Source organism: Shimazuella soli (assembly GCF_022511585.1).
Taxonomy (GTDB): domain Bacteria; phylum Bacillota; class Bacilli; order Thermoactinomycetales; family Thermoactinomycetaceae; genus Shimazuella; species Shimazuella soli.
The window spans coordinates 78740-93589 of sequence record NZ_JAKWBN010000001.1; the positions used below are offsets into that span (position 1 = coordinate 78740).

The 14850-nt window shown below is 40.9% G+C and carries 11 protein-coding genes and 8 tRNA genes; 12 read left to right on the plus strand and 7 right to left on the minus strand.

Annotation, left to right across the window (positions count from 1 at the left end; genetic code table 11):
* Positions 1-49: 49 nt before the first annotated feature.
* Positions 50-1060, minus strand: a complete 1011-nt coding sequence (locus MK805_RS00435) for an alpha/beta fold hydrolase (RefSeq protein ID WP_240873225.1) — start codon at positions 1058-1060, stop codon at positions 50-52.
* A gap of 116 nt (positions 1061-1176) precedes the next feature.
* Between MK805_RS00435 and MK805_RS00440 the strand changes: the two genes are divergently transcribed.
* Together MK805_RS00440 and MK805_RS00445 are read left to right on the plus strand one after the other, a co-directional pair.
* Positions 1177-2067 carry a LysR family transcriptional regulator gene (locus MK805_RS00440; protein ID WP_240873226.1) on the plus strand — a complete coding sequence of 297 codons (891 nt, stop codon included), beginning with the start codon at positions 1177-1179 and terminating at the stop codon, positions 2065-2067.
* Complete coding sequence (locus tag MK805_RS00445; RefSeq protein WP_240873227.1) at positions 2064-2363, plus strand: hypothetical protein; 300 nt, start codon at positions 2064-2066, stop codon at positions 2361-2363. Before MK805_RS00440 ends, MK805_RS00445 begins: the two co-directional genes overlap by 4 nt.
* A 76-nt stretch (positions 2364-2439) precedes the next feature.
* Here MK805_RS00445 and MK805_RS00450 read toward each other — a convergent pair whose 3' ends face one another.
* The 4 genes from MK805_RS00450 to MK805_RS00465 all read right to left on the minus strand — a co-directional run bounded on the left by MK805_RS00450 (position 2440) and on the right by MK805_RS00465 (position 8486).
* Positions 2440-2766 carry a hypothetical protein gene (locus MK805_RS00450; RefSeq protein WP_240873228.1) on the minus strand — a complete coding sequence of 109 codons (327 nt, stop codon included), beginning with the start codon at positions 2764-2766 and terminating at the stop codon, positions 2440-2442.
* An 86-nt stretch (positions 2767-2852) separates the two neighbouring features.
* Positions 2853-4301 carry a reverse transcriptase family protein gene (locus tag MK805_RS00455; protein ID WP_240873229.1) on the minus strand — a complete coding sequence of 483 codons (1449 nt, stop codon included), beginning with the start codon at positions 4299-4301 and terminating at the stop codon, positions 2853-2855.
* Positions 4302-4317: 16 nt separating this feature from the next.
* The gene (locus MK805_RS00460) at positions 4318-5943 is read right to left on the minus strand and encodes an SWIM zinc finger family protein (RefSeq protein WP_240873230.1); all 1626 of its coding nucleotides are present in this window, start codon (positions 5941-5943) and stop codon (positions 4318-4320) included.
* A gap of 11 nt (positions 5944-5954) precedes the next feature.
* The gene (locus MK805_RS00465) at positions 5955-8486 is read right to left on the minus strand and encodes a hypothetical protein (RefSeq protein WP_240873231.1); all 2532 of its coding nucleotides are present in this window, start codon (positions 8484-8486) and stop codon (positions 5955-5957) included.
* Between the two features lie 544 nt (positions 8487-9030).
* Between MK805_RS00465 and MK805_RS00470 the strand changes: the two genes are divergently transcribed.
* Positions 9031-10170 (plus strand): ATP-grasp domain-containing protein, encoded by a 1140-nt coding sequence (locus MK805_RS00470; protein WP_240873232.1) that lies wholly within the window; start codon positions 9031-9033, stop codon positions 10168-10170.
* Positions 10167-11372 carry an ATP-grasp domain-containing protein gene (locus tag MK805_RS00475; protein WP_240873233.1) on the plus strand — a complete coding sequence of 402 codons (1206 nt, stop codon included), beginning with the start codon at positions 10167-10169 and terminating at the stop codon, positions 11370-11372. The genes MK805_RS00470 and MK805_RS00475 overlap by 4 nt, the downstream gene beginning before the upstream one ends.
* Before the next feature lie 631 nt (positions 11373-12003).
* Here the strand turns inward: MK805_RS00475 and MK805_RS00480 are convergent.
* Complete coding sequence (locus tag MK805_RS00480) at positions 12004-12588, minus strand: hypothetical protein (protein WP_240873234.1); 585 nt, start codon at positions 12586-12588, stop codon at positions 12004-12006.
* A 224-nt stretch (positions 12589-12812) separates the two neighbouring features.
* Between MK805_RS00480 and MK805_RS00485 the strand changes: the two genes are divergently transcribed.
* From MK805_RS00485 to MK805_RS00500, 4 genes are all read left to right on the plus strand, one after another.
* Positions 12813-12904 (plus strand) — tRNA-Ser (locus MK805_RS00485).
* A 15-nt stretch (positions 12905-12919) separates the two neighbouring features.
* Positions 12920-12995: transfer RNA gene (locus MK805_RS00490), tRNA-Phe, on the plus strand.
* A 19-nt stretch (positions 12996-13014) separates the two neighbouring features.
* Positions 13015-13090 (plus strand) — tRNA-Thr (locus MK805_RS00495).
* Positions 13091-13133: 43 nt separating this feature from the next.
* A tRNA-Trp gene (locus MK805_RS00500) sits at positions 13134-13207 on the plus strand.
* A 182-nt stretch (positions 13208-13389) separates the two neighbouring features.
* On the opposite strand, the gene MK805_RS00505 is transcribed toward MK805_RS00500, so the two are convergent.
* A complete protein-coding gene (locus MK805_RS00505; RefSeq protein ID WP_240873235.1) occupies positions 13390-13809 on the minus strand; it encodes a YugN family protein in 420 nt (139 codons plus the stop codon).
* 177 nt (positions 13810-13986) lie between these two features.
* On the opposite strand from MK805_RS00505, the gene MK805_RS00510 reads away from it, so the two are divergent.
* The 4 genes from MK805_RS00510 to MK805_RS00525 all read left to right on the plus strand — a co-directional run bounded on the left by MK805_RS00510 (position 13987) and on the right by MK805_RS00525 (position 14443).
* Positions 13987-14060, plus strand: a tRNA-Cys gene (locus MK805_RS00510).
* 33 nt (positions 14061-14093) lie between these two features.
* Positions 14094-14182, plus strand: a tRNA-Leu gene (locus MK805_RS00515).
* A 64-nt stretch (positions 14183-14246) separates the two neighbouring features.
* Positions 14247-14323 (plus strand) — tRNA-Arg (locus MK805_RS00520).
* Between the two features lie 43 nt (positions 14324-14366).
* Positions 14367-14443, plus strand: a tRNA-Arg gene (locus tag MK805_RS00525).
* Positions 14444-14850: the final 407 nt, after the last annotated feature.

Below are 14850 nucleotides of genomic sequence, written 5' to 3' on the forward strand. Positions count from 1 at the left end.
ATGCCAACACCTCGAAGTTAACTTTTATAGTACTGTATCTTATTTCTTATCAAGAAAGAGCGAGTAAATTTTGAAGTTGATTATTGATAAATTTTGTATCCTCATTATGGATGCCACGACCTGCAAAATGTCCCCATATCGAATCAATTGGCTGGAAGGTAGCATTGGGTATCTGTTCCGTTTCATATTTACTATCTTCAGGAGTAAAATATAAATCTGTTGTTCCAGGCATCACGACAGCTTTTGCCCGAATACTTTGGAGTGCTTTTTTGAAATCACCTTTATACAGGTAATTCGCACTAATGTCAGCATATTGTCCTGTCCATAGCATGGACAATAAATTATTGGCATCGATGCCTAGGAAGTTATTTTCCCAAAAGCCGCTTAGAAATTGTTCTAGGCTGTCATGCCCTAACGGTTGATAAGATTGTTCTCGATAGAAAGCTTGAGAAAAGCCCCATCCAGCATAGACCCGGCCTATTGCTCGCATACTAACGATTGGTTGAGTCTCATATTCTCCATTTGCCCATTCGGTACTGGAAATCAAAGGAGCCTTCACTCCTTCTAAAAATACATAGGTGTGCGGCCAAGTCTTTGCCGTTCCGCAAAAAGGAGCAATTCGTTCCACCATATCAGGATAACTCGCTGCCCACTGAAATGTTTGAATTGCACCGAGTGACCAGCCGGTTACAAGTGCGATTTTTTCTATTCCAAATTGCTCTGTAATCAGACGATGTTGGAAAGATACATTATCAAAAATGGTGACCTTCGGAAATCTCCCTCTGTCATAAGGGGCAGGTGTGTTGCTTGGTGAAGAAGATAGTCCATTTCCAAATAAATTAGGGACAATAATAAAATATTTTTCTGGGTCAAGTGCCATACCAGGACCAATCAGCCATTCATTTTGGTAATGTTGATCTCCAAAAGCTGTTGGATAGACGATGGCATTACTCTTGTCCGCATTCAGTGTCCCATATGTTTGATAAGCGAGAAAGGCATTTGGAAGTACTTCCCCTGATTGTAAGGTAACATCTCCCAGTGGAAAGATTTTATAATCCATAGGTAAACACCTCTTATTCATCTTTATAGCGTTAGTGTATACTGAGGTTATTATCAAGTAAATGAAATACATTTGACTTTTAGATTCAAAAATATTGACAATAAGGATGAAAGAACATGGAACTCCGCCAACTGATAACTTTCCAAACAGTTGCAAGTACGCTTAATTTTAGCAGGGCTGCTGCTGCGCTTAATTATGTTCCGTCTAATGTAACGATGCAAATCCAAGCATTAGAAAAAGAACTCAAAGTCCGCCTGTTTGATCGCCTTGGGAAGCAGCTCCTAATCACAGATGCAGGAAAAAATTTTCTTCTTTATGTCAATCAAGCGTTAAATACATTGGAGGAAGCAAAAGAAGCAGTTTGCAAACAAGAGCAGATAACGGGAACAGTGACCATCAGTGCGAATGAAGTATTATGTGCTTATCGACTGCCTTCGACGTTTCTCCAATTTCGCAAGGAATACCCAGCTGTTCGGCTTATATTTCAACCAGTTCCCTATGATTATCTCAAGCAGAGCTTATGTGATGGGAAAGCAGATATCGTTTTTTTATTAGACGAACCGATTCAATCGACTTCTATTGCAAGTCAATCCTTAGTACATGAACAATTTTTTTTAGTTGCATCTGCTGATCACCCGATACTTCAAAATGAGAAGTTGTCACCAGAGCATTTTCGTGAAGAATTGTTTCTAATCAACGAAAAAGGATGTACGTATCGGACATTATTTGATCAATTTCTCAAGCAAAAAGGAATAATAAGTAGCAATTTTTTAGAGTTTAGCAGTGCAGAAGCACTCAAACAATGTGCGATGGCTGGCATCGGGATTGCTTTTCTTCCAGAAGTCATCATACGGGCTGAGTTGGATCGCGGTGAACTTGCTGTCCTCCCGATGGATTTGCCAAATTTTCCGATTTACACGCAAATGTTATGGCACAAAGAAAAGTGGCTGTCGCCAGCCATCGAAGCATTTATGAAATTGGCGCAGAAAAATCTGTCATCCAAATGACATTGAAATATTTTAAAGTTCATCTGTACTGCCGTCCAACGGAGACAATGAATCCACTGTTTGAAAGGGCGGTACAGGAAGAGTTGTATGGCATATTGCTCAACTGGTTGGAGCAGGTTCCATCTCCTGAAAATGGATGGAAAATTCCAGTGAAAACAATGGTTTGGATGATGAGCTGGACCATATTTGGAGTAGCAGCGGATTGGAGTAAAGGAAATGAAACGTCTTCCGAAGAAGAAATGGCAGGTTATATTTTAAAAATGGTGACAGAAGGAGTAGAAGTTCCCATACAATAAGGCTATTAATGCAGAGCTCCCCCCGCGGACGTCAGATGAAGTCCACAGGGGGAGACGAGACTAGCGAACGGTTCCGCTAGTTCATGAGACCCTCACTCACGAGAGCCGCCCGAATCAGTCCAACTTCCTTGCGGGACGCGCTGGTCAGCAGGTGCTGGATGATGCTTTCCAGCGGGTGCTCGCCGCGAAGCACAGGACGCTTGTCCTTGGTAGAGCCGCTGGGAGGTTCCATCCCCAAGTTGGGGTTGGAGTACTTCTTCTCGATGAAGTCGATGACCTTCTTTCTCTCATCGACTTCACCCTCCGTCGGCAGATCTTTGATCAAGTTGGGATTGGCCACGAAGTAGGCAACCCTCCCTTTGATCGTTCTCTTGCGCAGGAGTGCTGGAACATGTTCGGACACTTGTCCTCCATTCGGGGGTGAGCAGTGCTTTTTTATTATAGATGAAATTAAGAATTTTAGCTATAGATAATAAAAAACTAGGATTTTTATCCTAGTTTTTCTATATAAACACGTATAGGTAAACCATATTTATCCGCTATTCTTTGTACTTGTATAGCAAACTTTTTTCCGATGTCTGGTCGAACCATCTGTACATAGCTCACATAGCCATTGATATATTCCCAAAAGTGAGGGTGGTTCCGATGGTTTTCTTGTTCTAAACCATGATGCTCTACATTATGTAATAAGGCACGAAAACTTCGGATGTCTTTGCGAGTAAGGTTTGGTTTTTCATTGACAACGATTCCTGTGACACGTTGTCTTCTGCCATTTCGAAGAACTCGTGTTTTTGCTTCATTAATAATAAATCCTTCAAAGTCTACAACACTGCGTACACTCCCCATTAATGAGCCTATTTGTTTTAAAGCTTCTTCATTTCCAGAAAAGGTGAGGTCGTCTGCATAACGGGTGTAGGTAAATCCTTTTTCCTTCGCTAGATGTGTAAGTTTCTCATCTAATCGCCTGCATAATAAGTTGGTGAGAGTGGGACTCGTACAAGCTCCTTGTGGTAATTGTCGTTCGTTTATAGCTACATAATACATTTTTCCATTGAATTCCACTTCTTGACGTGGGGGCTCTGTACAAATCAAAGCAAATAAAGTGCTGATTGCCCGGCTGTATCCAAGGGACTCAAACAAACCACGTACCCGTACAAATGAGATAGAAGGAAAGAAGTCTTTTAAATCAAATTTGACCACTGCATCTTTGCCAATATGATGTTTGGCATTGTCCACTGTACTTTTTCCAGTTACAAATCCATATGCGGCATCATGAACAGCTAACTTATCCAAGATGTTTGCTTTTATCCAAGATTGTGCAGAACGCAGTTTTGATTTTGGAGCTGAAATTTCCCGTTTTCCTCCGCTTTTTTTGGGAATAGTAAAGTGTTGATAGTGATTGATAGTCGCAGTGTTTCGATGATAGGTCAGCCATTTTAATTCGGATAAAGTGATGTTCATATCATGTGCTAGTTGCAAGGCAGAGCGGATAAGAGGCAATTGGTGCTGCATCAGTTTTTGTTCATTTGTTTCAGTGGAAGCAAGCCCTGCAGATACTCCATCGCCAACATGGATCACATGATTCTGACGATATTTTCTCCATTTCTCTTTCGCTTCCGCTTGTGCTTTTTTCCGGACAGCTTTGCGCTCGGCTCGTCGTTTTTTGCTTTCTTCCATCCGGCGCTTTCTTGCTTCTTTTAGCAAGAAGTCAATATCTTTTAGTTGCTTTGATTTTTTTTGTAATTCTTGTAATTCTTTTCGTACTTCTTTATATTCTTCATCTTCTTTCGCTTGTTGTTCGCGCTCTTCCTCGCTTAAATTTGGTGCTTCCCAGAAGCCAAGGCGAATCATTTCACTGCGTATCGTTTCTGCTTTACCTTCAGAACGAATTTTGTTAATCCATTCTTCTCTTGTTAATACTTTATTTTCTTCTGACATACGGCTTCCTCCTTTCCTAAACGTTTTGATGGATATGCAGCAAAGCCAGCATATGCTCACACGGCCCCTGCATCAGCCGGTTTTGTTTGTAGAAATAACAGGAGCATTGCGCTGTAGAAACGCGGCTATCTTTATCAAGCTGCACCTGTGTTTTATGTTTTTCGCTAGTACCTTCTAAATTCCAACCAATTGTCTGTTCCATGCGTTTTTTAAGTACTACTTTGTTTTGCTTTACCAGTTCTTGAGCCAATTCTTCTCTGGGATTGGTGTAAGATAGTTGATCCATCGGCAAGGGATCACGTGTAAGTTCACGAAGACGGTATTTACCGATTTCCAAATCAAACATGACTCTACCTGCACTACAGAGCTGTCTTAAAGCTGCTTGTACAACTTCAATCGGCAAATGAGTCCAACCTGCTAACTCCGTATCTGTTGCGGTCTTCTTTAATTTCAGTCCTGAAAAAACAAGAGAAGATTGACTAGGTGCTGCTTTTCCTCCTGTTCCGACTAACAGATCAAAGTTTCCAGCGCTGGCCCAGTCGTTGCGAGTCCAACCAGATAAACCTAATGTAAAACTTAAATTTCCCATATCTACGACATAGAAGCTAGGCATTCCTGTACCTAATAAGTGAACCGTAATTCGATCTGCGAGCGGCAGGAGTCTTTCCAAAAGAAACAGTCTTCTACGACCCCATGTGCGAATTTCTTGAGCTGTTTCCCCGAGATAAACGGAGCCAGCAAAGGTGATAGACTCATTCCAAGGCTCAATAACTAACTCTACAGGTTCTCCAGGTTTGAGTTTGTATCTTAAAGAACGCGGGCTGTCTTTTTCTTTGTGCTTACGAAGGAAGTTACAAATGTTATAGAGATCAATCGGTTTTAGTTCAAATGAACTAGTAGGCATACTCATAGCTGACTGCACTTGCAAAAAGCCTCGTATCCAACTAGTCGGGACGTCAATTTTTTTCTCTTTGTATACTTCTCGGCCTTCGATAGCAACTTCAAATCCAGCGGGATCGACTTGAAATTCCGTTGGGCGGTAGGTCCGAATTCGTTTTAATTCTGCTAATAAATTATCCGAAAAATCGATATTGGTGGTTCCGTATTGAAAGTCTTTTACATCTGTAAAAAGTTCTTCATGCACAGCTAATCTTCCATAAGAAGATTCATCTAGAGAGAAAGCTTCAAAGAAAACTTGATCAGGGGCAACAGTGATAACAGGGTCTAATACAAACCAGGCATCTTTATCGTTTTGATACAGCCAACTAAAGTATTCACGTTGGGATTTGTAGTAATCTCCCATTCTAGCTGTTCGGAGTTTGTTTAGCTCACTCAACCGCTTTTGCAGTTGATGGATGCGAATAGATAAGTCTGCTTTTTCACCTAAAATACCAGCGATATCCAATAAATATTGCTGCTTTACCCATTCTTGATAAGCGGTATTATCTTTTGGTTTATAGTTCAAATCAGAGACGACAACATCACGCAAGGCAATCATGGCATCACGATAACGGATGGGATCTGCGATCTTTCCACGAAAAAAAGTAGGTTCTCTTCCTAAATCAGGTGAAAAATTGACCAATGTGCTTCCTCCAGCATGACGGACACCGCTAGATGAAGCATAGGTTTGCTGAAATAACATGCAATTCCTCCTTATCTGAGTTGTACAGGGGACTCTATTTCAGGATAGAGATTTTTTATTTGAGTAAGGGTAAATAAAATTTGTTCGAAATCTCGTTTTCCGCCTACGTGAGCTATGTCTGACAAAAGAGGTACAACTTTCTTGGCCATGTCACGGTTTTTCTTTCCTAATTTGAATAATAAATCCAAAGTCATTTGCTTGGCTTTTCTAGCTTGATGGACTTTAAATAAAATCGTTCGGAAGAACAGCTCCAGTTTTGTAATTTTATCTATGTTCCATTCGATTTTTTCTGCGAGCGACAATGCATATTCCTGCACGAATAAATCGGTACTCTCACTAGCACGAAGTAATAATTCGGCTATGTCCAAGTCGGCAAAATGGATCTCTACCATTTCCATTCCAAATGCTTGTACATCTTGGCGAGCACTATCGATTAATCCGTAGACTAAAGTCGGGGTAAATTGTTCGACAGAGAGCGTTCGAATATAAGCAAATCCCCAATTTCTTGTATCATCCCAATGGGTTTCTACAAGATTGATCAGCCATTCATCTGTAATCTGTTCTTTTACTTGAATGATCATATTTCGAGCTTCATTTCTGCAAAGTGCGATTTGATTGTGTGCCAATTGTAACAATTGATCGAGACTGAATTGATCTACTGCGGGCTTTTTAGCGGCAAATATTCTCGCACCTAACTCTTGGTAACTCGTATCGGAATGATCGAGTAATGCTAATACTTGATCCAATGGTGTATCCGTAAGTTCAGTTAAAAATAGCGTTCCGAGTAGATCATTTAAAATATAGTTTCTGCTGATTTCAGGAAGTTCGTTTTGCATCATTTCTGCCCACAGTGTATCAAGAAACTTAGGGAGAATGGGAATGAGCCAGTGCATTCGGTCGACGAAAAACGGAGTGAGAAATACTTGATTATCCTCATAAGGAATGGTGCACCACTTCACCAAAAATGCTGGTGTACAAGAGAGCAGCATGTAATCGTTATGTAAAATAGTTCTTGCAGTCGTGCGGATGGATTCTACTTCATTTTCCAAGAAAGGAAGTAAGTCATCTGCTGTATAAGCATTTTTATCTCTACGGACTAGGGGAAGAAGCAAGGAAACAAATTGCTGGATGGTGGCTTGCCCTGCATGTTCCAATAAAGAAGCAACCATTGGTAAGGTTATCTTTTCAGCGAGTACATCATGTAAGTTATTCTCAAATAAGCTCAGCCATTCGCTCACATAAGGTTCATTTGGTGATTTTATGATTTTTCCTAAACATATGTTTATGAGTTTTGTTTTTATCTCATCAGACCATGCAGCTGAATATTGCTGTAAAAACTCGTTTGCCAAGGTGCGGATTTTGCGGTTTGGATGGGTAGATAAAGCCAACCAGCGTTTTAAATCTGGACTATGTTTGTCCAAACGGTTCAATACCTCTCGAACGGCAAATTCTTGGCGATAGGAGACAGTGGATTGCAGCAATTGATCGATAACTGCATCCGATAACTGAGCAACAAAAGCAGGGTTGCCAAGGCGCAAAGCCCTGCCTGCAAAGTGAATGACAGGAGGTGCTTCTGCCATTATTAACAGCATAAGTAACTCATATGGATGTTGATCCCAAAGCTTGGGAAATGCTTCTTCGCGTTCCTCTGGTTCTTCGAAGTAGGCATTCGGCGTTGCTTGCCAAGTAGAACTGCTATAGGTAAACCGTGTACTGTGATGATAAAGAAGATGATTTAGAACCCAGTTTTCTTTATATGATTGCACGTAATTGGTGTGGTTAGTTTCTGGGTTTACAACACGAATCCGCTTTGCATCTTTAGCAGAGTATTGAAATAATAGTGTGGTGGCAAAATTAATATATTTTTTATTGTTTTGTTTACCTAAGACTCGTAGAGACCGCCATGTTCTTTTTGCTAAATATCTTCTTGTTTCTGGAGAAAAAGCGAGTGTATGCAATGATCTCGATGTTGATTTATCAGGTGACGATATGCGCGCATAGTAATTTCGATCTGTTTCAAACCGGTAGGCCAAATGAGATAAAATCTCGGTGTCCTGCTTTTTTTCTGCCAGCTTAAAGATGCCTTTTAGGTAGCGAAAGTAATTTTTATTGATAGCACTGTACAAATAATTTCCATTTCGAAATTGATAACTATTATATGTTCCTGTATCTTGCGTGTACCTGTTGAATTCTTGGTAATCACAGTATTTGAGAAGCTGTTTCAAACCTTCTCTTCCTAGTGGGTGATCGGTTAAATAGAGGGTCCAAATCCATGACCTATCTCGTTGTAAAACTTGTTGTGGATTGGTGTAATCATAACGCTTTGTTTTTTTGTTCCATACACTATAGCTCTCTGTTAGGATAGTAAATTTAATCAGTTGCTCTACAAAAGACGAGTCATTTTTGATCAATAACAATTGTAAGTCCACTGGAAGAGGGGCGAGAGGTTGTTCGGCTTCCCACCAAGCTACGTGATTTTGAAATTGATCCCATTCTTGTTTATGTACAGCATCATCTTTTTTTCGGATCTGGTCTTTCAGCACAAGCCACGCTCCTTTCTATCCTAGATAAGGATAGGTGTTTTTTCGCTTTCTACTCATTTAAATGGGAACAGATAAAATGAAAACCTGACCCATTGAAAGGTCAGGTCATATAACAATGGTTTCGATTCTGAAACATATGCTAAAAACAATGATTATAAATAAATATATATGATTTAAGAGAATTTCGTCAAGAAAGAACCGAAAATATATTCGCAATAGAGTGAAGTAGATCTAAATAGACAAAATAATGAAAGAAAATGGCATATGGAAGATGATACCATCCCTTTTCTCTGTGTATGTGTCAGTGGAGTGGTTGATGAATTTTATTATATCTTTTGTTATATAAATCTATTGTTAATAGTGATAAATATCAATATATTAGAGTATGTAGTATGTTAATAATATATATAATTAACTTTATATAAGAAAGGGGTAGTCTAAATTGAGTGTTCTTATTTTAAACAGGTTTCCGTATATTTGGAATACTTATAATAGTTTTAATAGAATTTCAAATGAAGTTGTTTTTATTAGTGATCAAAAAGTAATGGAACCATATTTTGCAGATTCATTTGCACATTATGAAGAGTTTGCTAGTTTCCATAACAATGATGCTGTTTCTTTGCGTGCAGTTGATCTGCATACAACCTATCAATTTGAACGTATTGTTGCTGTATCAGAGTATGATTTGGTTCGAGCAGCTGAATTAAGAGAACATCTCGGAATTGATGGTCAAAAGGTACACAGTGCAATACAATTTCGCAACAAAATTAAGATGAAAGAAGCCCTGAGAGGGAAATGTCAAAAAATACGTATTCCAAAATTTAAACAAGTGGAAGATATCTTTGATCTCCTTCATTTCATTGATGAAGTTGGCTATCCCATTATTTTGAAACCGATCGATGGTGCAGGAGCTGCAGGAATTACTGTACTGCATGAGGAGACGGATCTTTGGGAATTTGCAAAAGGCGGTCTTCATCGAAAAATGGACGCAGAACAATTTTTTGAAGGGGAAGAATATCATATTGATGGTGTTATTGAGGATAATGAGTTGAAGTTGATATGTGCTTCAAAATATTTAGAGCCAATGTTTCATTATCATGATCAGTCATTTATTTCTGGCAGTTATCTGCTGCACTCAGATAATCCATACAAAAATCAAATAGAAGAAGCGATGGAAGAAGTTATTCGAATATTGGATTTTCCTGCTCATGCAGTGTTTCATGGAGAATGCTTGGTAACACCTTCAGAGGAAATTATTTTTATTGAAATTGCATGCCGGCCCGGCGGCGGACGCATATCAAAAACAATGGAAGTGGCTTATGGAAAAGATTTACTGCTTGTATCTGCAGAGTTGCAAGCTGGTATAGCTTTTGGGCAAAATTTGATAGGACAAGCTCCCGAGAGACTTAGCGGATCCGTGCAGGCGATGTCAAAAGAGGGGACATTGGTATCTTTCCCCAAGTGTGAACCGCCAGATTGGGTTTATGAATATTTACAAGATGTAACTGAAGGCACATCCTTCGGTGATCCCAAAAATAGTTGTGATTCGGTAGCTTCTTTTGTAGTAGTAGGAGAAACAGAAGAAGAAGTAAAGGAACGTTTACAACACGTTCTGGAGTGGTTTGAAATAAATACAGTATGGGTGACAGCAGACAGTCGATCAGAAGGAGAAACGAACGAATGACCATACTAATCCTTGAAAATCTACCTTATACCGCTTGTCCCTTAAAACAAGTATTTTCCGCCACAACAGAAGAATTAGTCGTTTTGGCCTCTGATCATGTTAAGCATACGTTTGACAGAAAGGATTATCGCTATATTGAGTTTTTTCCAAATTTTATTTCAAATGACCAAGTGATGCTTCGTGCCATTGAATTGCATCAGACCTATCATTTTACTTCTGTTATCGCTTTACAAGAATATGATCTGGTAAGAGCAGCGAAACTGAGAGAATATTTAGGTATTCAAGGACAAAGCGTCGCGAGTGTGACGGAGTTTCGCAACAAATGGATCATGAAGCAAAAATTACGCCAGAATGATATCCCAGTTGCAGAGATGACCCTAGCACAAACTGGGTTAGATATTTTCCGATTTGCTGATCAGTATGATTATCCGATCGTAGTTAAACCCATTGACGGTCTTGGTTCAGTTTTTACTTATGTTTTGCATCATCGGGAAGAACTAGAAAATTTTTTAGCGAAAGAACAATTTTCAGAAATATTAGTCGAAAAATATATTGAAGGAGATTACTTTCATGTTGATGGTTGGGTGGAAGATGGGGTCATTCAATTAATTACTGTGTCCAAATATTACAATGCACCACTGGCTTCGAGTTCGATGACATATCTAGGAAGTACGATGTTACATCCTCAAAATCCTTTGAGCCAGCGGCTTGCCGCGGGAACCAAAAAAGTATTGGAAATTTTAGATACTCCAGCCAATACCACATTTCATGCGGAATGGTTTCATACTCCGGATGATCGAATTATTTTTGGAGAGATTGGCAGCAGGACAGGCGGTGCAAAAGTATCAGACGCACATAAACTTGCATTTGATGTGTCATTGTTTGATATTCATGCCAAAATTTCTGCTGGACTTCCAGGGCCGGTATTGAAGGGAGAAATGAAAATGAATCCCTCCCATCTAGCTGGCTGGTTATTGGTGAATACCAAACATGGATTATTACATGTGAACTCTGTCCTGTTTCCAGAATGGGTGAAGGTTGCACAAATTACTGGGGAAGATGGAAAGTCATATGATCAAGCGCAGTTAAGTGTCGATTCCATCGCTCAATTTGCTTTTGTAGGGAAGAACGAAGAAGAATTGTCGCGGCGGTTGGATCAGCTTATTTCTATTGTTGATGAGACATTTCAATGGGAGAACTAACCATGCACAAAATCCCTGCTAGGGAGGCTGCTTAAAAAAATAAAATCTTGAATCATAGTATCTCGTTGCATTTTTAACATCGAGATAATCTGTTCAGGTGATCAGTCCCTTCTTTATATCGTACAGAACCAAAAAACCTAGCTAAATTGCATTAGCTAGGTTTTAAAAAGTTATCTACGAAAACACCATGATCTGGTAACGCCACTGAGCTAGCCCCCGTGGTGGGGGGTCGATTGTGGTAGCGGCTACGCCTCTTTAGGCGGCCACAATCACCCCCCACCACGGTAGGGCTAGTATAGTAACGCGGGACCGGATGAAGTATGTGAATCTTACACGCAGATACGGCGTAACACCGTACACAAGAAAGCTAGATAACTTTTAGGTTATGTATACTGTTTGAAATACTGAAAAAATAGTAACATAGAATGTATGTTTTTGCAAATGAAAATTTTATGTGAATAAATGTAAGTAGTAGGTCGGAAGAGCAGGAAGAAGGTGCAAAGAAATACTAAAAACAGTTGTGCCCCCCGATTCGTTTGACGAAAAGCGCGGGCTGTCCCGTAAAGCATTCTGCACCCGAGTTCGAGTCGGATACATAGCTATTCGGTACAGTTGCTCTTACCGCAAAGGGTTAGAGCCCGAACATCTCTTCCAGAAGCGGCTCCAGGTTCTCCCAACGCTGAGAAAACTCTTCCAGAAGCTTCTTGGCTCGTAGCTGCCGTTCTCCCGCCGCCCGAGGTAGGCAACGTAGTAGGAGGAGATGTCCGCTGGATTGTCTGCATCCAGGTTCATCTCTTGCTTCAGCTCTACCTTGCAGTTGGAGATAAGGGGAGGATTCGACTTGTCTGTTGTAGCCGTCAAGCATGCCACCGACGGCGACGATCTTTCCAGCGTGGTGTGTCTGTGCGCCGCTTTTCGCAAAGACAAGACTGTCTTCGCACTGGATGATCGTGACGACATTGACCACGGCTCCGGGCTTCCCGTTCTTCCGAAGCCACTTGAAGGCTTTGTAGGTCGTACGGTAGACACGGTAGTGACGACCAACCTCAGACACCTCGACGATAATGTGCACCGGATCGTCTGTCAGAGTGGGGTTCTCTTCCAGCCAATTTTTCTCGCTCTCCGCCTGGTCTTCGAGGGAGAGAGGCAGGTCACTGATCGCCACCACGGTGAATTCATCGAGCTTCGTTCCAGCAGGCAGGGGCGTCACACTCATGGGGGTTCCTTCTGTCAGAGAGTTCATTTGTTGTATATATTATATAATAGGAAAGACAAGATATTTGTGTATAATTTTAAGAAGAGATGTGTACCATTAGGAAAAGTTGTTTTTCAGGAATTTCTTCCTTTCCTTGTATGCAAAAATAAAATTAAAAAAGTAGTTGACAACAGACCTCATTACAGGTTAAGATAGATCTCGTTCCTGACAAAAACAAAGTGTTTGGAGAGATGTCCGAGCTGGCCGAAGGAGCACGATTGGAAATCGTGTATACGTCACAAGCGTATCGAGGGTTCGAATCCCTCTCTCTCCGCCATCTTTATACATAGATGGCTCGATAGCTCAGTCGGTAGAGCAGAGGACTGAAAATCCTCGTGTCGGCGGTTCGATTCCGTCTCGAGCCACCATTTGAACGCTTTTGAATATGCTGAAATAGCTCAGCTGGTAGAGCAACTGACTTGTAATCAGTAGGTCGCGGGTTCGAATCCTGCTTTCAGCACCACATGTAATCATAGCCACCAATCTATTGTTGGTGGCTATGTTATAGGGGCGTAGTTTAATGGTAGAACAGAGGTCTCCAAAACCTCCAGTGTGGGTTCGATTCCTACCGCCCCTGCCAGTAAAAAAAGCCACTCTGCTTCCTTGATGACAGAGTGGCTTTTTTTAATATGAAAACAGCTTTGTTATAAGCAAAAGTCTTTTGTTCGAATATCTAAAGATGTTGCTTTTAGAGAAAATGGTTTGTACATTTTTCATAGTTAAAAGTGTTTTCAACTTACCGGATATCCTACATATAATATTTTATAACGGCAACTCTTCTACTCGGTGTACAATCTCTTTTGCTCTGTCTATCCATTTTTGATCAATCGGATGATCTTCTGCTGGTATAGGAGTGGTAAACTGATTCATCATTCCGCTAAAAACGCCGGAATCCCCGGCAGGATCTCTTGATTCATCAGTACGGAATTCATGTTTGATTACAAATGGTTTTCCGATTCGAACGAGTGTATCTGGGTCTCCGATATCACCTTGTACCCCAAATACAGGAATGCGAAGAAAATACCGGTTTCCGTGTTCTTCTTCCCAGTCCAATGGTTTGTCGAAATAACCATGATCATATGTATAGCCGCCGCCTAAGTGGAAATCTTCTTGTTCCAACTGATCAGATAGACTGGCGAATTGCGTTTGTTTGTCTTCGATGGTGGATTCTATTGGTATCATTGCTGGACATCCTTTTTTGTTATAGTGTTTGAGAATTTAGGTTATCTCATTCACCAAAAGTTGAAAGAAACGAATGATAAAAGTTTAAACAGAGCTTTGAATGGATTTCAAAATTTTATTATTGACTTTTGGTGAGATTATGTTAGAATATTCAAGTGTCACAAGAATGAGTGTTATGGCGGCATAGCCAAGTGGTAAGGCAGAGGTCTGCAAAACCTTTATCCCCGGTTCAAATCCGGGTGCCGCCTCCATTAAAAACTTTTTGTATAATTCCGCTTGCGTATGCGGGTGTGGCGGAATTTGGCAGACGCGCAAGATTCAGGTTCTTGTGGTCGTAATGACCGTGGAGGTTCAAGTCCTCTCATCCGCACCAAAAAAGTACTTGACTTTTATGTGTGAAAGAGTTATGATGGATTTCGTTGTTGCAAAATGAATATGGGCCCTTAGCTCAACTGGATAGAGTGTCTGACTACGGATCAGAAGGTTAGGGGTTCGACTCCTCTAGGGCCCGCCATTTTTTCAACAATGAGTTATATATCGTTTTATCAAATGAATATGGGCTCTTAGCTCAACTGGATAGAGTGTCTGACTACGGATCAGAAGGTTAGGGGTTCGACTCCTCTAGGGCCCGCCATATCAAAACAAGAATGCAAGTAGAGTTTAATCGCTTGCATTCTTGTTTTTTATTTCTTTTCAGTAGTATTAGAGTATGACTATCTTCCATAGAAAAAAGCGTGAAGCGTCTCAGCCCCTGAAGGTGCAGGATACTCATTTTGCAGTCGCCCACTCCAGAGGGGGAACCCCGACGTCTCTGGAATATCTGACTGGGTTCCAGGATGATGAAAAGGGATGTAGCATGCTCCTTCAGATCAACGGCAGCGGCTACATCATCGCATCATGGAGTCACCGTCACGCAGCGGACTGTGTAGTAGCCGATTGCCGTGTCGCGAAGTTCAAGTCGAAGCAGGAGTCGCCTGTGGAGACTGCGGCGCCCAAGCGCTGGTGGCAGTGGCGTCGATCATAATGAAGTACTAGATCGAC